General features: G+C 49.5%; 15 protein-coding genes. 5 read left to right on the plus strand and 10 right to left on the minus strand.

What is annotated here, in order from left to right; genetic code table 11:
• The first annotated feature begins 2 nt into the window (after nt 1–2).
• From galE to BN1080_RS13750, 3 genes are all read left to right on the plus strand, one after another.
• Nucleotides 3–998, plus strand: coding sequence for a UDP-glucose 4-epimerase GalE (gene galE, locus BN1080_RS13740; protein WP_052652870.1), 996 nt, complete (start codon nt 3–5; stop codon nt 996–998).
• A 2-nt stretch (nt 999–1,000) separates the two neighbouring features.
• Nucleotides 1,001–2,479, plus strand: a complete 1,479-nt coding sequence (galT, locus tag BN1080_RS13745) for a UDP-glucose--hexose-1-phosphate uridylyltransferase (protein ID WP_052652872.1) — start codon at nt 1,001–1,003, stop codon at nt 2,477–2,479.
• 147 nt (nt 2,480–2,626) lie between these two features.
• On the plus strand, nt 2,627–3,724 hold the full coding sequence (locus tag BN1080_RS13750) for an ABC transporter ATP-binding protein (protein WP_052652874.1): 1,098 nt from the start codon (nt 2,627–2,629) through the stop codon (nt 3,722–3,724).
• Between the two features lie 350 nt (nt 3,725–4,074).
• Here the strand turns inward: BN1080_RS13750 and BN1080_RS13760 are convergent, their stop codons facing one another.
• The 8 genes from BN1080_RS13760 to BN1080_RS13795 form a co-directional block, all read right to left on the minus strand.
• A complete protein-coding gene (locus BN1080_RS13760) occupies nt 4,075–6,105 on the minus strand; it encodes a beta-galactosidase (RefSeq protein ID WP_052652878.1) in 2,031 nt (676 codons plus the stop codon).
• A gap of 30 nt (nt 6,106–6,135) precedes the next feature.
• Nucleotides 6,136–7,860 carry a glycoside hydrolase family 35 protein gene (locus BN1080_RS13765; RefSeq protein ID WP_052652880.1) on the minus strand — a complete coding sequence of 575 codons (1,725 nt, stop codon included), beginning with the start codon at nt 7,858–7,860 and terminating at the stop codon, nt 6,136–6,138.
• Between the two features lie 26 nt (nt 7,861–7,886).
• Nucleotides 7,887–10,097 (minus strand): alpha-galactosidase, encoded by a 2,211-nt coding sequence (locus BN1080_RS13770; RefSeq protein WP_052652882.1) that lies wholly within the window; start codon nt 10,095–10,097, stop codon nt 7,887–7,889.
• 68 nt (nt 10,098–10,165) lie between these two features.
• Nucleotides 10,166–10,993 carry a carbohydrate ABC transporter permease gene (locus BN1080_RS13775; RefSeq protein ID WP_052652884.1) on the minus strand — a complete coding sequence of 276 codons (828 nt, stop codon included), beginning with the start codon at nt 10,991–10,993 and terminating at the stop codon, nt 10,166–10,168.
• On the minus strand, nt 10,990–11,937 hold the full coding sequence (locus BN1080_RS13780) for a carbohydrate ABC transporter permease (RefSeq protein WP_110925654.1): 948 nt from the start codon (nt 11,935–11,937) through the stop codon (nt 10,990–10,992). The genes BN1080_RS13775 and BN1080_RS13780 overlap by 4 nt, the downstream gene beginning before the upstream one ends.
• A 111-nt stretch (nt 11,938–12,048) precedes the next feature.
• On the minus strand, nt 12,049–13,341 hold the full coding sequence (locus BN1080_RS13785) for an ABC transporter substrate-binding protein (protein ID WP_052652886.1): 1,293 nt from the start codon (nt 13,339–13,341) through the stop codon (nt 12,049–12,051).
• Nucleotides 13,342–13,488: 147 nt separating this feature from the next.
• Nucleotides 13,489–15,297, minus strand: coding sequence for a sensor histidine kinase (locus BN1080_RS13790; RefSeq protein ID WP_052652888.1), 1,809 nt, complete (start codon nt 15,295–15,297; stop codon nt 13,489–13,491).
• On the minus strand, nt 15,257–16,819 hold the full coding sequence (locus BN1080_RS13795) for a response regulator transcription factor (RefSeq protein ID WP_052652890.1): 1,563 nt from the start codon (nt 16,817–16,819) through the stop codon (nt 15,257–15,259). Before BN1080_RS13795 ends, BN1080_RS13790 begins: the two co-directional genes overlap by 41 nt.
• A 291-nt stretch (nt 16,820–17,110) precedes the next feature.
• On the opposite strand from BN1080_RS13795, the gene BN1080_RS13800 reads away from it, so the two are divergent.
• Entirely contained in the window at nt 17,111–17,455 is a 345-nt protein-coding gene (locus BN1080_RS13800; protein ID WP_052652892.1) for a hypothetical protein, read from the plus strand.
• Nucleotides 17,456–17,516: 61 nt separating this feature from the next.
• The gene (locus tag BN1080_RS13805; RefSeq protein WP_052654645.1) at nt 17,517–17,777 is read left to right on the plus strand and encodes a hypothetical protein; all 261 of its coding nucleotides are present in this window, start codon (nt 17,517–17,519) and stop codon (nt 17,775–17,777) included.
• A 60-nt stretch (nt 17,778–17,837) separates the two neighbouring features.
• Here BN1080_RS13805 and BN1080_RS13810 read toward each other — a convergent pair whose 3' ends face one another.
• Both BN1080_RS13810 and BN1080_RS13815 read right to left on the minus strand, forming a co-directional pair.
• On the minus strand, nt 17,838–18,788 hold the full coding sequence (locus tag BN1080_RS13810) for a cation diffusion facilitator family transporter (protein ID WP_052652894.1): 951 nt from the start codon (nt 18,786–18,788) through the stop codon (nt 17,838–17,840).
• A gap of 35 nt (nt 18,789–18,823) precedes the next feature.
• Nucleotides 18,824–19,153, minus strand: a complete 330-nt coding sequence (locus BN1080_RS13815) for an ArsR/SmtB family transcription factor (protein ID WP_052652896.1) — start codon at nt 19,151–19,153, stop codon at nt 18,824–18,826.
• Nucleotides 19,154–19,300: the final 147 nt, after the last annotated feature.

Raw genomic sequence — 19,300 nt, forward strand, 5'->3', positions numbered from 1 at the left:
TGATGCGGATATTAGTACTAGGCGGAGCCGGCTATATCGGTTCCCATGCAGTCTACCAATTGATTGATCAAGGAATGGAAGTTGTAGTTGTCGACAATTTGGAAACCGGACACCGGGAAGCGGTGCATCCGAAAGCGGTCTTCTACAAAGGCGATATCCGGGATGCCGCGTTTTTGGATTCGGTATTTGAAAAAGAAGCGATTGATGAAGTGCTGCATTATGCGGCGAATTCGCTTGTCGGAGAATCGATGGAGAATCCGCTCAAGTATTTTGATAACAATGTGTACGGCACGCAGGTTTTATTGAAGGCGATGGTCAACCACGGCGTGAAGAAAATCGTCTTTTCTTCTACGGCAGCCACTTACGGCGAACCGGAAATGGTGCCGATTACGGAAACGATGCCGACCAACCCCGGCAATACGTACGGCGAAACGAAACTCACGATGGAAAAAATGATGAAATGGACCGCACTCGCCCACGGCTTGAAATTTGTCTCGCTGCGCTACTTCAATGTGGCAGGTGCGCGCGAAACAGCGGAAATCGGCGAAGACCACCGTCCCGAATCGCATCTCGTACCGCTCATTTTGCAGACGGCGCTTGGCCAGCGGAGCGACATTACGGTATTCGGCGACGATTACGATACGCCCGACGGAACGTGCATCCGCGATTACGTCCATGTGGAGGATTTGATCCAAGCGCATTTGTTGGCGCTTAGCTATCTTCGAAACGGCGGCGAAAGCGACGTCTTCAATCTCGGAAGCAGCCAAGGCTTTTCCGTGAACGAAATGATCGACGCTGCGCGGATCGTGACCGGCAAAGACATCCCGGTGAAAATCGGCCCTCGCAGAGCCGGCGACCCGGGAACCTTGATCGCCAGCTCAGACAAAGCGCGCGAAGTGCTTGGCTGGAAGCCGGTCCACACGTCCGTTGAAAAAATCATTGGCGATGCGTGGCGCTGGCATTCGGCGCATCCCGCCGGCTACGAAAAGGATGTGTAAACATGGTCTACGAAACGCTTGCAGGACTCCTCCAAAAAACGCTGGAAGCCGGGTTGATCGAACCCGCGGACCAGGACTATGCGCGCAACCAGGCCATGCATCTGCTCGGCCTTGAATCGTTTCCGGAAGAGCCGGTTCAGCCGGCAGAAGATACGATCCCGAACCTTCTGGAAGAGTTGGTCGATTATGCGGTCGAAAAAGGCATAATCTCAGATATGCTGGACGACAAGGAAATGCTGTCGGCCAATATCATGAATTGCTTTGTCGCACGACCTTCCGTGATCAATGCCGTATTCAATGAAAAATACGCAGAATCGCCGGTCGCTGCGACCGATTATTTTTACCGATTAAGCCAGAACAGCAATTACATCCAGATGAACCGGATCCGGAAAAACATTTCGTATCAGACAAATACGCCATACGGCGAGATGGATATTACGATCAATTTATCCAAGCCCGAAAAAGATCCGATGCAGATCAAACGGGAACGGGAAATGAAACAGAATTTAAGCTATCCGAAATGCCTGTTGTGCAAAGAAAACGAAGGCTACACCGGCCGGATCGGCTACCCTGCACGCGCCAACCACCGGATTGTGAAAATTCCGCTTCGGGGCGAAAATTGGTATTTGCAATATTCGCCTTATGTCTACTACAACGAGCACAGCATCCTGCTGTCGGAACAACACCGCGACATGAAAATCGACCGCTCCGGCTTTGAACGGCTGCTTGCTTTTACTGAACGCTTCCCCCATTACTTTGTCGGATCGAACGCGGATCTGCCGATTGTCGGCGGCTCGATTTTAAGCCACGACCATTATCAGGCAGGCCGTTATGAATTCGCCATGACCCGGGCGGAAGATGCTTTTAGATTTAACTTGGCTGCCTATCCGGAAATCACTGCTTCCGTTGTGAAATGGCCGTTGTCCGTGATCCGCCTGAAAGCGGCCGCGATCGAGCCGCTTGTGGACGCGGCGGATGCGATTTTGCAGAAATGGCGAACTTATTCCGATGAACAAGCAGACGTGCTCGCGTTCACAGGAGACGTTCCGCATAATACGATCACCCCGATTGCGAGAAAACGCGGCGAGCTGTTTGAAATCGATCTGGTGCTGCGCAATAACCGGACGTCAGAAGCTCATCCATCCGGCATTTTCCATCCGCACGAGGATGTCCACCACATCAAGAAAGAGAATATCGGATTGATTGAAGTGATGGGGCTTGCGGTTCTGCCGCCGCGCCTGAAAGAAGAGCTCGCAGAAATCCAGGCGTTCCTGCTTGGCAAGCCGCACACGATCGCCTCTCCGCACCTGGAATGGGCAGAACAGCTAAAAGCGCAGTACGGCACGCTTCAGACTTCGGAAGATGCCGATGCGATTTTACAGGAAGAGCTCGGCAAAAAGTTCGTCCGGGTCCTTGAAGATGCGGGCGTGTTAAAAGACAAGGAAGCGTTCGACCGCTTTATCGATGCTGTGAATAACTGAATCGATGCCGCAGGCTTTTGGCCGGTTGGCAAATGTGCACGAAGGCTGCGCTGAATTTTGTGCACACTTGCCATTCACCCTTTCTCCCCTCCTGCGGTATGCTTTATTTAATAAATGAAAGCACTTACACAAATTGGAGGAATTTACATGGCAGGTTTAAATTTAGTGAATGTCCGAAAAGAATATGAAAAAGGCGTCGTTTCTGTAAAAGATTTCAACCTGGAAATCCGCGATAAAGAGTTTCTTGTTCTTGTCGGCCCTTCCGGCTGCGGGAAATCGACAACGCTTCGCATGATCGCTGGCCTTGAAGACATTACAGACGGCGACTTGTATATCGGCGACCGGCGCGTCAACGACGTCTCGCCGAAAGACCGCGACATCGCGATGGTCTTCCAGAACTACGCGCTTTACCCGCATATGAGCGTCTACGACAACATGGCGTTCAGCCTGAAGCTCCGCAAAATGAAAAAAGACGAAATTAAATCACGCGTAGCGAACGCTTCGAAAATTCTCGGCCTTGACGAATACTTGAACCGCAAACCGAAAGCCCTGTCCGGTGGTCAGCGCCAGCGTGTCGCTCTTGGCCGTGCCATTGTGCGCGACGCGGAAGTGTTCCTGATGGATGAGCCATTGTCCAACTTGGATGCGAAACTGCGTGTGCAGATGCGGACGGAAATCCAGAAGCTTCACCGCCGCCTGCAGACGACAACGATCTACGTAACGCATGACCAGACGGAAGCGATGACGATGGCCACGCGCCTGGTCGTCATGAAAGACGGCTATATCCAGCAAGTCGGCACGCCGAAGGAAGTATACGATTTACCGGACAACATGTTTGTCGGCGGCTTTATCGGATCGCCTTCCATGAACTTCCTGCGCGGCAAGATTGTCGGGGATTCGTTTGAAATGGAAGGCATCAAAGTGCTGGTGCCTGAAGGCAAACTGTCAGTCCTGCGCGACCAAGGCTACGTCGGCAAAGAAATCGTCCTCGGCATCCGTCCGGAAGACATTCACGATGAGCCGCTCTTCCTTGAACACTCCCCGCATACGAAGATCAAAGCGTACGTCGAAGTGGCCGAATTGATGGGGTCGGAAATCGTCCTTTATTCAAAAGTGAACGACCAGGATTTTGTGGCGCGTGTGGACGCCCGCTTTAACGTACAAGCCGGCCAAACGATCGACATGGCCTTCGATATGAACAAAGCGCATTTCTTCGACAGCGAATCCGAGCTGCGCATCAAATAACCGCAACCAGAACAGGCAGCGATTCAATTTCATAGATGGTGTACGCAAAAACCGGACGACCCCCCTCGTCCGGTTTTTTGTATGGAGAGATTTTGATAGGAGACAGTAGATAAATGAATCGAATATGTTCCTTACTTTCTTCGTGTAACAAGAAACTAAGCGAAGGCGCGTCCATGGGGTGGGCGAAGCAAGAAGACAGTCGCTCTTCCTGGCTTCTTGCGGGAGCCGTCCCCTAAGCGACCCGAGCGGTTTAACGGCTTCAAGCCATTAAAAAAAATGCAGACAAACTCGATTCAATCGAATTTGTCTGCAGTCTGTGTCGTCCTAAATTATTTTTGGGATGAATCTTTTTACACTTTCGCTAAAATGAGCACGCCTTTTCCTTTCAGGACAAGGTTGCCGCTCACTTGTTCATCTGTCAGCACTTCTTTGTACCGGGCATCTTTCAATTCGATCGTAGCTTCTTCATTGTTGTGGTTCAACACGAACAGATAGGTCTGGCCGTCTTTCACCCGTTCCGTCGTTTCCACGCCGGCCGGTACAGCAAGCAGCGGCTCAACGCCTGCTTCTTCGCAGACCGTCTGCAGGAAGTCGACCAGGAATTCTGCATCCGGGCTGGAAGCGACGTACCAGGCCTTCCCTTTTCCGAATTGGTTGACGGTCAGGACCGGCATGCCTTTATAGAAATCGGAGCCGTATTCTGCGACCGCTTCTGCGCCTTCTGTATGGATCAAATCAAACAGCAAGTTGCACGAATAGCTGCCGCTCATGTTGCCGCGGGCCCCCTTCAAAACGATCTGGTTCGTCATGTCCGGATGCAGCGCGTCGATTTCCTCTGCCCAAATGCCGAGCACGTTGCGCAGTTCGCCCGGGTAGCCGCCAAGCGTTACGATATCGGTTTCGTTGACGATGCCGCTGAAGAACGTCGTCAGGAACGTGCCGCCGTTTTGGACGAACTGTTCCACTTTTGCTGCATAGCCTTCTTTCACCATGTAAAGGACCGGCGCAATGACGACATCGTATCTGCTCAAATCTTCCTCGACGCCGATCATGTCGACTTGGACATTGAGTTTATAGAGCGCATCGTAGTATTTATGGACTTCGTTGACGTAGTCGAGCGACACGGACGGTCCGCTTGACAGTTCCGTCGCCCAGCGGTTTTCCCAGTCAAAGACGATCGCCACTTTGGCTTTGACGCGTGCATCAAGCAGCGTATCGCCCAATTGGTTCAATTCCTGTCCAAGCTGCGCGACTTCATTGAACACACGGGTATTTTCATGGCCGACATGCTCGATGACCGCTCCGTGGTATTTCTCGCAAGCCCCGACCGAACGGCGCAATTGGAAATACAGGATCGTATCCGCGCCGCGGCCGATTGCCTGATAGCTCCATAAGCGCATGACGCCCGGACGCTTCAAGGAGTTGTACGGCTGCCAGTTTTGCTGGCTCGGCGTCTGCTCCATCAGCATGAACGGCTGCCCGCTTTTCAGCCCGCGCATCAAATCATGCGTCATCGCCGTGTAGCTGAACGGCGTATCGATCGCCGGGTAATTATCCCACGACACGACATCCATTTCTTTTGCCCATTTGAAATAATCGAGCATCGGATACGTGCCCATCAAGTTGGTCGTGATCGGCGTATCCGCCACGTGTTTACGGATGGCGTTGTACTCCAGTTTATAGCAATCCAATAGGCTATCCGACTGGAAACGGCGATAATCGAGCGAGATGCCCTGGAAATCGGATTCGTTGTTTTCGCGTTCTTCGCTTAGGATATTCGGCGGAACGATTTCGTCCCAATCGTAGAATGTATGTCCCCAGAAGCCGGTGTTCCAGGCTTTGTTCAACTTCTCAAGCGTACCGTATTTATCGCTCAGCCAGCCGCGGAAAGCATCCTGGCAATTGTCGCAATAGCAATAGCCGCCGTATTCGTTCGATACGTGCCAGATCAATACCGCTGGATGGTCCTTATAGCGCTCGGCTAATTTCTCGGCGATTTTCTCCGAGTATTCGCGGTACGTCGGGCTGTTCGGGCACGAATTGTGGCGGCTGCCGAATTTCCGTTTGCGGCCGTAGAAATCCACGCGCAAAATGTCCGGATATTTCTTCGCCATCCAGGCCGGATGCGCCGCGGTGCTCGTTGCCAGGCATGTGTAGATCCCGTTTTCATACAAGCGGTTGATCTTGTCATCGAGCCAGTCAAAATTATACGTTTCTTCGTCGGGCTGATTGAGCGCCCACGAAAAGACATTCAACGTTGCCACGTCAATCCCGGCCAGTTTAAACATGCGCACATCTTCATCCCAGATTTCTTTCCCGTCCCATTGTTCGGGGTTATAATCCCCGCCGTGCCAGATTTTCGGTAATTTCCTGTTAATCATTCGATTCCGTCCCTTCTATGATCGGCCCCATCAGCTAAGCTTCGGCTGAGCGAGCAATTGGATTTTGTCGGTTGCCGTGTTTTCCAGTTCGAGTACGACGATTTCATTGTTTTCTTTTTTCAGCAGCGGCCCCGGTAAATATAGTCGCTGCTGCGGGCCAGCTTCGTTCCAGTAGCGGCCGAGGTTGAAACCGTTGATAAAGACATTGCCTTTTGTGAAGCCGTTTGTATCGACGTACGTATCCAGCCCTTCTGCCGCATCGAACGAACCGCGGAAGAATTTCGGATAGCGTTCGTCTCCACTCAGCCCATAATCTGCCGGCAAGCGGTCCATTTCCACTTTGAACATTTCCCAGTGGAAGAAATACTGTTCGCCAAGCCAGATGTTTTGGATCAAGCCTTTCGGATCGGTCAAGTGTTCACCGTAGTTGGCGCGCCCCATATTCTCGACAAGGATTTCGAGCGTATTCACTTTTTCCGGAAAATCCAGCACGACGGTTTTATTTTCATCGTTAATGTAAGTCGTTGCTGCCCAGCGCCCATTTACGTAAATCGAGCTGCGGTCGCGGATATTGCCTGAGTTGAATTTCAACTCCCCTTGGCGGTTGACCGTTGTGCGGTAGAGGGTATAGCCATACGCCTGGCCGATATCTTCCATCGGAAGCGGCACAATATGCTCCACTTTTTCGCTGATGGATTCCAGCACATCAAACAGGCTGACGCTTTCATTCACCGTAACCGAACCGTATTCTTTGGCAGAAACGGCCTCTTCGATATCCGGAGGTACGTCCGTGTACTCGCTCAATACCTTTTTGACGGCTTTGTATTTTTCGGTGATCGCTCCGCCTTCCGTCAGCAAGCTGTCGTAGTCATAGCTCGTGATCGTCGGATAATAGATGTCGTAGTGATTGGCGCCGTTCATGAAGCCGAAATTCGTGCCGCCGTGGAACATGTAAAAGTTCACGGAAATTTTCTTGTCCATGATTTCCTTGAACACGGCCGCCACATCGTCGCCGCTTCGCACCGTATGTTCGCCGCTCCAATAGTCGAACCAGCCGATCCAGAACTCCGCCACCATTTTCGGTGAGCCCGGTTTGAATGCTTCCAACGCGTTGAACGATTCGTCCACGCGCGAACCGAAGTTCAGCGTCGTTGCTACGTCCGGCAGCGAACCTTGCGTGATGAAATCCGGCCCGTCCGAAGTGAATAAAAACGTATCGAGTCCATGTTTCTCGTATTGGTCCCGGTAAAATGCCAAATAGTCCAGATCGTTGCCGTAGGCGCCATATTCGTTTTCGATTTGCATCGCGATGACCGGCCCGCCGTTTTGAAGCAGGTGCTTTTTAAATTTCGGCAACAGCTCGTTGAAGTATTCTTCCACATGCTTAAGAAATGCGAAATGGCTGCTTCTCATGACCAGCCCTTTTTCTTTTAGGAGCCAGGACGGCAAACCGCCCATTTCCCATTCGGCGCAAATATACGGCGCCGGCCGCAGGATGACATACAGGCCAAGTTTGTGGGCAAGCGCGATAAAACGTTCGATATCCGCCATGCCTTCGAAATGGAACTCCCCTTTTTTCGGTTCATGGAAATTCCACGGAATATACGTCTCGACCGTATTCAATCCAAGCGCCTTCAGTTTCAGGAGCCGGTCTTCCCAATGCTCCGGCACGGTCCGGAAATAATGGACGCCACCGGATAAAATCTGGAACGGCTGTTCATTCAAATAAAAAGAATCGTTTTTGACAGTCAGCAATTCGACGCCTCCTATGTACGTTTTCGTTAAACTCGCTTCAGCTTGAAAAGGGCGGAAGAAAAATCAGCCGGATGGGCTTGTTTCCGGCAGCGGTTCAGCTGCACACCGGCTTCCATCAATTCATCGCCGTAAAATGTATCGTCTACGCCTTCAATCGCATACGCAAATTCAGCGTTCAAGCCTTTAAAGAAAATCCGGTTATAGCCCGGATTCGGACGCGCCAATACTTGGTAATAGCCGAGCAGCGCTTGTTCTTGGTCGTCTGACACGACCATCCAGCTCGCTTCATTGCCGTCTTTTGCAAACGGGCTTTTGATCCGGTAAAACTGCCCTTGCTGGATCAGCTTCCGGTTTTCTTTATAGAAAAGGATTTGCTGCTTCACTTGTTCTTTTTCTTCATCCGTCATTTTCGTGACATCGAGTTCGTAGCCGAACGCGCCGAAATACGCGGTATTTGCCCGCGTTTCCAGGCTCGTCACCCGGCCCACTTGATGGTTCGGCACTGCGGAAACGTGTGCGCCCATTGATGAAAGCGGATAGACCATGGACGTTCCGTACTGGATTTTCAAGCGTTCCACCGCGTCGGTGTCATCGCTCGTCCAGCCTTGGGGCGCATAGTAAAGCATGCCGGGGTCGAACCGGCTCCCGCCGCCTGCGCACGATTCGAACAGCACATGCGGAAATTCCGCCGTTAACCGTTCGTACAGCGAATAAACGCCGAGAATGTAGCGATGCGCCACTTCACGCTGGCGGTCCGCCGGCCATTCCAACGAGCCCACTTCGGTCATGTAGCGGTTCATGTCCCATTTCACATAGGAAATCGGCGCATCGTTCAGCACCTTTGCCATCATTCCGTAGAGATGGTCCACCACTTCAGGCCGCGAAAAATCAAGCACAAGCTGATTGCGTCCATGCGACATCCGGCGATTCGGAACATGCAGCACCCAATCGGGATGGGCTTGGTACAAGTCGCTCGCTTTTGAAACCATTTCCGGTTCGAACCACAAGCCGAATTCCATTCCTAAATCCGTGATGTTTTGGGCGAGCTGCGTGATGCCGCTCGGCAATTTCCGCTTGTCTTCCGTCCAATCGCCGAGCGACGTGGTGTCGTCATCGCGCTTGCCGAACCAGCCGTCGTCCAACACAAACAATTCTACACCCAATTCCTTCGACGACTGGGCCAGTTCGAAAATTTTCTTTTCATCAAACGCCCAATACGTCGCTTCCCAGTTGTTGATCAGCACCGGACGTTCCCGGTCGCGCCATTTGCCGCGCGCGAGGCGTGTCCGGTAAAGCTGGTGGTACGTCTGGCTCATGCCGTTCAACCCTTCCGCCGAATAGACGAAAACCGCTTCGGGCGTCTGGAAGGTTTCGCCGCTTTCCAGCAGCCAGTTGAAATCGAACGGGTTGATGCCAATCATCAGGCGGCTCACATCGTAGTGGTCCACTTCCACCTGGGCAAGGAAGTTTCCGCTGTAGACGAGGCTTACGCCGTAGACATCTCCGTGATGCTCGGTCGTTTCCGGACGCTTCAACGCTAAAAAGGGATTTTGCTGGGCACTGCTCGTGCCTCTTGTGCTAGCGATGCTTTGAAGGCCGGGCACGAGTTTGCGTGTTTTCATATGCCGCTCCCTCACCCATGCACCGGATAGCTGCACCAGTTCAAAATCGGAATCCGGCAAATCCAGGCTCGCGCTTAATGCTCTTGTTAGATTCACTTCGGCTGACCCGTGGTTCGTGAATTTCACAGAACGCGCAATCGCATTCAGCTGTTCAAAAACGGTGTACGAAAGGCAGATTTCTACATCGATCTCCTCATCGAATAACGTAATTTCCAACGTCGTTGCTTCCGCCTCTTCTTCTGCGTACGTTGCAGGCAATCCGTCGAGTTTCTTTTTGCCTTTAAAGATGGCGTGCCCTTTATAGATGAAATCCGTGATGCGGCTGCCGTTTTCCTGCAGCACCTGATAAGCGGGTTCCCGGAAATCGGTCGTTCCAAAAGCCGGGTATTCCTGTTTGATCAAATCCAAGGAAAATACGGGATCGCCTTCTGTGGTACAGGCGGTATTCGGCATTTCTTCGATATGGAACAAACGCTCAAACGACTCCCGGTGGCGCAGCTTTTTGCCGTAATAAAGCTGTCCTAACTGCCCGTTTTGCAAAATGGACAGAATATAGCTGGTCTTTTCGGTTTGCAGGTGAAACTCTTTCGTTGCATCGTTATATAAAATCGGCACATTATACCTCCTGCTCGTTAGTCAAAAAATTAGGATGGAACGCATTTCGGCATCAGAAGGCAAATTTGTCAGCCTTTCACCGATCCCATCATGCCTGCTACAAAATGCTTCTGCATGAGGAAGAAAACAAGGGCTGTCGGCAAAGTTGCGATGACGATGGCAGACATGATGACGCCGTAGTCGGGGGAATAGCTCGATCCCAAATTGGAAATCAAAAGCGGGATGGTGCGTTTTTCCGGCGACTGCAAAATGACCAGGGGCCATAAATAGTTGTTCCAGCTGTTCATAAATGAAATGATTGCCGCTGCTGCATATGTCGTTTTCATTGTCGGCATGTAAATCCGGAAAAAGACCCCGATTTCACTCAAGCCGTCGATTCTTCCCGCTTCCACCAAATCTTTCGGAAACATTTTCGTATTTTGGCGGAAGAAAAAGATGAAGAACGCCGTCGTCGCTGTCGGCAAAATGACTGCTGCCAGCGAATCGATGCCGAACAATGGCGCAGTGTCGCTGATGCTTCCGAACATGCGGTACAGCGGAACCATAATTGCCGCAAACGGAATCATCATCGACAGGAGCAAAATATTGAAGACGATGTCTTTTCCTTTGCTGCGGTGGATTTCAAAGCCGTAGCCGGCAAGCGATGCTAATAGAAGCGTCAATAAGGTCGTGATGACTGCGATGATTGCTGAGTTCGTGAGAGCCGGGATGATATCTACCGTTTCGAAAAGCGTCTTCATGTTTTCAACCAAATGGCTGCCGGGAAGAAGGCGTCCTTGCGTCACATCGACTGATTTATTGGTGATGCTGACGAGCATCCAAAGAAACGGAAAAATGGAAACGAGCGCTGCCAGGCTTAGGAATGTGTAGATAAAGATTCTTTTCAAATTTTTCATTTCTTTTCACCTGCCACTCTGAATTGAAGTATGGAAAGAATCACAACGAGAATCACGATGACATACGATACGGTTGAAGCGTATCCAAAGTCCGGCGTGTATTCGAACGAAAGGTTGTAGATGTACTGCGAAATGGAGATTGTCGCATTTCCGGGTCCGCCGTTTGTGATATTGACGATTTCATCGAAAATCTGCAAAGTCCCGATCGTCGAAGTGATCGACGTGAACAAAATGATCGGCTTCAGCATTGGAATCGTGATTTGGAAAAATTGCTGGAATGCATTCGCTCCGTCAATTTTTGCTGCTTCGTAAATCGATTTGTCGACATTTTGCAAAGCGGCCAAATAGAAAATCATGTTATAGCCGGTCCATCTCCACGTAATGGCGAGAATGATGACCACTTTCGCCCAAAACGGATCGGCCAGAAAGTTGATGGTTTCAGAAATAAAGCCGAAATTGAGCAAAAACTGATTGATGATGCCGTCTACGCCGAATAGGTATTTGAAGATGACGGAGTAGGCAACGAGTGAAGTGACGCATGGCAAGAAAATCGCGATTCTAAAAAAGCCTCTGAATTTCAATTTAGGATCATTTAACAGAACCGAGAAAATTAACGCCAATACAATCATCAAAGGAACTTGGATCAAAAGATAAATTGATGTATTGGTTAGCGCTGCGATAAAGGTTGGATCACTGAATAATCGCTGCCAGTTGTCCAGCCCCGTATATTCGAGATTGCCGCCCATTCCGGATTGGAATGATAGAAGAAAGGCTTGGACCATAGGGTAGAAGTTGAAGATGGTAATGGCGATGACGGAGACAATAACAAACAACCAACCGACTTTTTTCTTGAAAAACACGCCTGTTTTCTCGCGTTTGGTCTCTTTGTAGCGCAAGCTTACCGGGAGATCCAGTTTGCTTTTTTCTGATGATGGCTGGTTCATACTTCTCATTCCTCCTATAAAAAAAGCTTGAGCTGCCTATGGCTGGCAAGTGGGAAAGCACTCCTACCAATCCGTTAGCGGCAACTCAAGGCTTTGTTTGTTTTCCTTTGCTTATTTCAGCTGCGCTTCTGCTTGAGCCTGAACGTTTTCAAGTACTTTTGTCAGCTCTGTGCCGTTCAGATAATCCTGCATCCCCGTTACTAAAATGTCTTCGATTGCGTATGTGTGAAGACCGTAGTTAACGCCTGGAATTTCATCTGTCCATGTCGATAGATCTGCTAGAAGCTGCTGGCCGCCGAAGAATTCATCTTCTACTGCATAAGCATCGCCTTCAGCTGCTGCTGAGTAAGTTCCAAGGGCCCCGATGTCTTTGACAAGTGTTTGGTAAAGGTCCACATTGGAACCGAATGTTTGCAGCATGAAATCTGCCGCTTCTTCTTTGCCGTCTACGTTCAAGACATACCATGAACTGCCGCCTAAGTTCGACGCATTGACTGCTCCTTCCATATCAAGGCGCGGCATTGGCACGACTGCCCATTTCCCTGATTGGTCTTCTGCTTGCTTGATGCTCGGCGTAATCCAGTTTCCGGTTGGTACACTCGCTACATCGCCGCTGTTGAATGCGCCGACAAACTGGCTCCAGTCGGAAACGATTTTGCCGATGTCCGCATCCATCATCTTTTTGTACGTTTCAAATGCTTTCGCAAGTGATACGTTCCCTTCAAGGTTTGGTGTCGAACCGTCTTCATCCACGTACCATGAACCATTTGTCTGGATCATCATGCGGATCTGTCCCAAATCGTTCGGGTCCAATGTCAGCATGTTCTTGCCTGTTGCTTCTTTTACCTTTTTACCGATTTCAATGTATTCGTCCCATGTGATATTCGTCAGATCTTCAGGTGTATAGCCCGCTTCCTCCAAATAATCCGTGCGGACATACAAGCCAGCTACGCCGGAATCGAACGGCAATCCGTATTGTTCGCCGTCAAAGCTTGTTGTGGCAATTTTATAGTCTGCAAAGTCGTCCGAGTTGATGACGTCAGTCAATGGATAGAACGCATCCGGATACGCTTGCAAGAAACTTTGTGCACGGTAGTCTTCAATCAGAACGATGTTCGGCATTCCTTTTGTCGTACCCGAGCTAAGCCCCGTGTTAAGTTTTTGGATAATATCATCTTGTGCATTTTCAATGATTTTCACTTCAACGTCGCCGTCGTAAGCTTCTTTTGCTTTTTCAAGAGCTGCAATGTTGAATGCAGGGTCCCAAGCCCATGCTGTGATGCTGTCTGCACCGGATGAACCTTCGGATCCGCTGGCACCGTTTGCTTCATCATCCCCAGAAGAGCAAGCTGCCAATACGGCCAAACTGATAAGCAATGCAAACATAAGATAGAACTTCTTCATTTGATATCCCCCTTTTGTAAGCGCTTTACTTCGCACCTTTCCTACAGTATAACGACATAAAAAAAAAGATTGTTAGCACAATCTTTAGGTGTTTATCCAAAAATTTTTAGATAGTTCAAACTTCACTGAATACTTCTTGGACTATTTTTAGATATTGGTAATTTCATTGGATTTCACAGAAGCATTCAGCTTTTGAACCGGCAATTCCACTTTCACTTTCGTGCCTTCGCCTTTTTCGCTCGATATTTCGACGCCGTATTGCCCCCCGTAAATCATTTGGATGCGTTCATGGACATTGCGGATGCCGATCCCGCTGAACAAGTGGCGTTTCTCTTTAATGTCTTCTTTCGTGTAATCGCCTTTCATTTCCATGCCGTCGCCGTTGTCGACAATTTCACAGATGAGGCTGCCCCTTTTTTGGGACACCAAAATTTGGACGAACCCTTCTTTCTTCTCATTAAACGCATGGAAAAACGCATTTTCGATGAACGGCTGAAGAATCAGCTTCGGCACCTGGCAGTCCAGGCAATCGGGTGAAACAAAGAAATTCACTTTGATGCCGTCGCCGTAGCGCGCCTGATTGATGAGCACATAGTTTTTCAAATCCGTTATTTCCTGCTCTACCGTGATCGTCTGGTCCACGTTGCTCAAGGCATTCTGCAATAAAGAAATCAGCGCATGGATCATCTCGGTCGCTTTCTCCTTTTTGCCTTGCTGGACCATGAACTTTACGGAAGCCAATGTATTGTAGAGAAAATGCGGATTGATCTGATGCTGCAGCGCCAAGAGTTCGGCCGTGCGCTGCTTTTGCTGTGCCTGTACCACCAAGTCGACGTATTCCTGCAATTCGCTGAGCATGGAATTGAACGCATTGGCAATTTTCTTCGCTTCGTACCCGCCGGTCTCCGCAACCGGCCGATTGAAATCGTGTTTGGCCATAGACGAAATCTGCTTGACGAGGCGGCTGATCGAATTCGTCATTCTCCGCGAAATGATGAAGACGATGACGACTGCCACCAGCACAATTCCGAGGCTGATGAGCAGAATTTCCTTCGTATTGATCAAATTGGCCAGCACGGCATTTTTGTTGACGAGATTGACTAGATAAAGATCATACGTCGGCAAATACTGCGACATCAGCAAATAATTCGTTTCAAAGAGATTGACTTCTTTTAGATCCAATTGTTCTTCTTCGACTTCTTCGGCCAGTGCGAGCAGTTCCGGCTCCAAATCGCCAATCATTTCGTCCTTGTTGCTGGAAACGATCTTGCCGTCTTGGTTGACCAGCAGCACTTCGTTTTCGGTGCTCGTATAGCCTTCATAGAGCCGCTTCCAATCTTCTTCGCGGATTGGAAAATAAAGCACGCCGTAAATTTCGCCGGTCGACCTTTCCATGAGCGCTTTCGTGGCGACAATCATCGGTTTGTCATTGAACGAAGTCGACGGCATGAATTGGTAAAGCAAGCGATTGGGCTGCTCGATCGACCGTTTGGTGATCGGATGGTTGCGCAGCACTTCCCAGGAAACCGGCCAATTCGAATAATTCATGTTGTAGAGCCGCTCGTTTTCACCGAGCACGATCATATTGGTGTCATACGATTCGACAGTCGGATAAATGCGTTCAATCTGCCGGCTGATGTCGTGGTAGGATTTCGACGTTTCGATGGCGCTTTCGTTTTCCTGGGTCAATACCTTTTTGATGGTGCCGTTATTTTGGACTTCGTTGGTTGCGCTGACGATGGCAAAGCTGTAGTCTTCAAAACGCGTTTCGATCTGTTCCAGCGCTTTCGTATTTGAAATGCTGAATGTGTCCATGAACAGATCGGACGACATGCGGATCGAACTGAACGTGATGAGGAGCGAAACCGCCACAATGCTGATGACCATGATTAAAAACATCTTAACGAACAGGCTGTTATTTCTTAAGATGCGCAAGGCCTTTTGCTTCATTTTCATGGTGGGCATGGTACTCCTTTCGATAAGCACCCGGAGACATCCCCGTAATGCGCTTGAACACTTTGCAATAGTAGCTATGGTCCGAATACCCCACCATGCCGCTGATGTTCGAGATGGTAACCGGGCTGTTCTCCAGCAGTTCCATCGATTTCTTGATCCGGATGCGGTTCAAGTATTCACTGAAGCCTTCTTTATGGTGCGTACTGAAATAAGACGACAGGTACGATGTATTGAAATGGAAATGATTGGCAATTTCCGATAGCCGGAGCGGCTCAGTGTAATGCTGTTCAATATACGAAAGGATCTTGTCCAAATTATTGGCTTGTTCTTCGGAGCCTGCGTGCAGCAGCATGATTTTCCGCACTTCCGCCATAAATCCGTGGAATTCGGCTACCGCCTCTTTTGCATATTCCGCTTCGTTGATGTTCGAGAAATAGCTGTATTTATTCCGCTCGAGCTCATGGATGTCGTATTTCAAGCTATCCAACAAGACAATAATATTGAAGATGATATTGCCTAAAAATGATTTGAACTCAAAACTGTCGTTGCTGTATCGCCCCCCCAGATACTCAATATGGTTTTCCAAATAATCAAAAGCCGTATTGAACAGATGGTCTTTGAACAATTCGATAAAATGGTTCAAATCAAAATTGGCTTGTTTTGCTCCTTCTGCCGGCAATTCGTCGTAAAAGAACAAAGTCTGGTCCGGCAGGTAGAAGAGATACTTTTCGATTTTCTTTAAACTTTCGTCATGGACTTTTTTCAAGTCGTCAATCGCACCGAACGGTTCACAGACCAGCCACGATGCAGACGAGCGGTTCGCTGCTTCTGCGGCAATCGCTTTTTTAATTTCTTCAAATTGATAAGGAGAGAAGTTAAGCAAAAACTTTGCGTCCGTTTCACTGGAAGCTGCCAAAAATACGGACGTTCCTTCCGGCAGAAGCTGTTCAAGCTGTCGCTTTGCTTTGGCCGCTTCTAACTGTTTCCGATGAATTCCGACCAATGCAAACTGGCTATTGGCAAATGCGGCAGCCAAACTCGCTTTATCCACTGCCGAGTCGTAGCCGAGTATGAAGTGCTCCAGCATGTCTTCTACGGAGCGAGTCGGTTCTGCCAACGCAGCGGTTTGGCAGAGGCCGGGCATCCGGTTCACGATTTTGTTTAAACTGCCCAGCAGTTCTTCCCCGTTCAGCTTCGGCTTCAAGATGTAATCGGCAACGCCGTTCTGAAATGTCGCCCGCACATAATCGAAGTTCTCGAAACTGCTGAGCACAATAAATTCAATGTCCGGGAAAGCTTTCTTTCCTTCCCGCACTAAATCGATGCCGTCCATAATTGGCATGACGATGTCCGTGATGACGATATGCGGAGAAAACTCTTCCATCAGCTGAAGCGCTTCTTTGCCGTTCGATGCTTCCGCCACAATTTGAAACCCTTCCTGCTCCCAATCAATGTAATTGATGATCCCTTGCCGAATAAGCATTTCATCATCGACAATGAGAACTTTGCACACATCCCCCATGCATCTGCCCCCTTTTGTATCTGGTCGAATCAAAAGTTTTTTTCCGAAGCCGCTGTCCTTTATCCGCTTCGGTAATCTACAGACATCGTACCATCTTTTCATAAGATCATGTCATCAAATCGAAATTCTCAGCTCCTTACTTAAGCAGTGAAAATTGTTGCTCAAACAGAAAATATAGGATTGAATTGCTTTTATAGGCCTTCTTCTATTCTGAAGAACAAAGGTTCAACGCTGCCGTTTCGGGTATAGAATGACTACATTGCAGATTTTAGGACCCGAGGAGGAACGCATATGCATTATCAATTGAACTTGCGGTTGGCGCAGGAAAAGAAAGACTATTATTGGCTGTTTCGAAGCGAGGAAGACACCATTACGGTATTCAATGAAGTCGTAGAAGCTTTCAAGGAATACGAGCCGCCGAACTCTGCTGCTTTCATCGAAGAAAAGCGCCGGGAAATCGATGAAACCGGACGCAGCAATACGGTCCAGATTGAAGTCGTGAAAGTGGATAAAGAAGCGCTGATCCGTTCCGCTGCGTACAGCGAAATGTGGTACGAAGGCAAGCATTTTGAAGACATTTACCGGACGCTGACTGATAAGCTCGGCCAGCCGGAAGAAGAAATATTTGCTGAATAGGAAACTTTCCCCTGCTTTAGCCGTATGTTAGAGAAAGCCGTTTCAGGAAGGGGTTTCCATGATGGGACTGATTCGATTTCTCTTTTTCAAAAAGAAATGCTTGGTTCATTCGGCGTTCGGCCATGAGATGTATTTCCGCGCCGCCGGTCAGCTTCAAGCGAACGGTGTTCCCTTTGATGCCGTCCGGAAAATAAACGCAAGTTCCTTAGGGTCAGCTGGCAGCGATATTCCTTTTGTCCGCGCTGCCGAAACCAATAATGCGCAATACGATTTTTATGTAAAGAAAGAAGACGAGCACTTGGCACATCAAGCGCTGAGATAAACCAAAAAACGCGTAGACCGGAAATTCTTTGGTCTACGCGTTTTTTATTTGCCTCATGTTTTAATGGGCGTGCCCGTGATGGGCTTCGTCTTCGTTCTGGCACAGCAATTCGTTTTCATGCGGATGGCCGGTGTTTTCCATCTGGATGGTAACATGGCCGATTCCTTTATGGGCGAGTTCGTGTTCAATGGTCCGCAGGATTTTCTGGCTGTCCTGCACCGATAAATTCCCATCAACGACTGCGTGGCAGGACAGCGCATTCTGCCCGCTCGTGATGCACCAGGCATGAAGATCGTGGATGCTTTCAATGCCTGGGACGGCCTCCATCGTTTGGATGATATCGTCGAGGTCGATGTTTTTCGGTGTGCCTTCCATCAAAATATGGACGGCGTCTCTTGTCACGCGCCAGCCGCTGATCAATACGAGGACCGCGACAATGACACTGGCAAGCGGATCTGCCCAGACCCAGCCGAAGAACATGATGAGGAGGGCTGCCGCGACCGCTCCGACTGAACCGAGAAGGTCACCGATTACATGGAGAAAAGCCGCACGCACATTTAAATTCTCTTCCGTGTCGCCGCCGCGCATCAAAATCCAGGCCACGACGACATTGACTGCTAAGCCGACAAATGCGATGGCAAGCATGCCTCCGGATGCCACTTCCGGCGGATTCGCAAAACGGTGGTACGCTTCGTAGAAAATGTACAGCGCAATCAACACGAGCGTCACGCCGTTAAACACCGCCGCCAAAATTTCAAATCGCTTATAGCCGTAAGTTTTGCTGTAGTCCGCCACTTTCTCGCCCAGTGTAAAGGCAAGAATCGCGACGCCCATCGAAATCGAGTCGCTCAGCATATGTCCGGCATCCGCGAGCAGCGCCAAACTGTTCGTCAAATATCCCCCGATGGCTTCGACAACCATATAGGTGGTGATGATGATAAAGCTGATGATCAATGTCTTTTTATTGGCTCCGTGCGTATGGTCATGCCCGTGGTCATGGTTATGCGCCAACTGAAAAACCTCCCCGCTGTCGTTTAATTTATTTCTTAGTTGTGGCTCGCATGATCGATCGTCATCTTGAGCAGGCTCATGACGTGGTCGTCGTCCTGCGAATAATACAAGGTCGTGCCTTCACGCCGGTATTTCACGAGCCGCAAATTCTTCAGGAAGCGGAGCTGATGCGAAACCGTCGACTGCCGCAAATCCAACGTCTCGGCAATGTCATTGACCGCATACTCCCGCTCGGCCAGCAAGTTCAAAATCCGGATCCGCGTCGGGTCCCCCAATGCTTTAAAAGTCTGGGACACGACGAATAAAGTCTTTTCGTCCAAATCGCTGTTGTTGTCGAGCGCTAGCGCATCGTTGGTTTCTTTCATCTCTTCCGCCTCGCTTTCTGTCGGGTGATTCTTCTATATGTATATATTAGTATATACTCATATATAGATTATTTCAAACATCCTTAGTGAGAATAAGCTTTTACCGCGCTTATTTTTTTTGTGATGGATCTTGAAGTTGATTTACTC

It is taken from the genome of Planococcus massiliensis (assembly GCF_000821325.1).
Lineage (GTDB): Bacteria > Bacillota > Bacilli > Bacillales_A > Planococcaceae > Planococcus > Planococcus ruber.

Bases quoted from the DNA above. Each gene is read 5' to 3' on its own strand.
- galE (WP_052652870.1), top strand. From the start codon at position 3: ATGCGGATATTAGTACTAGGCGGAGCCGGCTATATCGGTTCCCATGCA.
- BN1080_RS13800 (WP_052652892.1), top strand. From the start codon at position 17,111: ATGCATTATCAATTGAACTTGCGGTTGGCGCAGGAAAAGAAAGACTAT.
- BN1080_RS13785 (WP_052652886.1), bottom strand. From the start codon at position 13,341: ATGAAGAAGTTCTATCTTATGTTTGCATTGCTTATCAGTTTGGCCGTA.
- BN1080_RS13780 (WP_110925654.1), bottom strand. From the start codon at position 11,937: ATGAACCAGCCATCATCAGAAAAAAGCAAACTGGATCTCCCGGTAAGC.
- BN1080_RS13775 (WP_052652884.1), bottom strand. From the start codon at position 10,993: ATGAAAAATTTGAAAAGAATCTTTATCTACACATTCCTAAGCCTGGCA.
- BN1080_RS13750 (WP_052652874.1), top strand. From the start codon at position 2,627: ATGGCAGGTTTAAATTTAGTGAATGTCCGAAAAGAATATGAAAAAGGC.
- galT (WP_052652872.1), top strand. From the start codon at position 1,001: ATGGTCTACGAAACGCTTGCAGGACTCCTCCAAAAAACGCTGGAAGCC.
- BN1080_RS13790 (WP_052652888.1), bottom strand. From the start codon at position 15,297: ATGAAAATGAAGCAAAAGGCCTTGCGCATCTTAAGAAATAACAGCCTG.
- BN1080_RS13815 (WP_052652896.1), bottom strand. From the start codon at position 19,153: ATGAAAGAAACCAACGATGCGCTAGCGCTCGACAACAACAGCGATTTG.
- BN1080_RS13795 (WP_052652890.1), bottom strand. From the start codon at position 16,819: ATGGGGGATGTGTGCAAAGTTCTCATTGTCGATGATGAAATGCTTATT.
- BN1080_RS13805 (WP_052654645.1), top strand. From the start codon at position 17,517: ATGGGACTGATTCGATTTCTCTTTTTCAAAAAGAAATGCTTGGTTCAT.
- BN1080_RS13760 (WP_052652878.1), bottom strand. From the start codon at position 6,105: ATGATTAACAGGAAATTACCGAAAATCTGGCACGGCGGGGATTATAAC.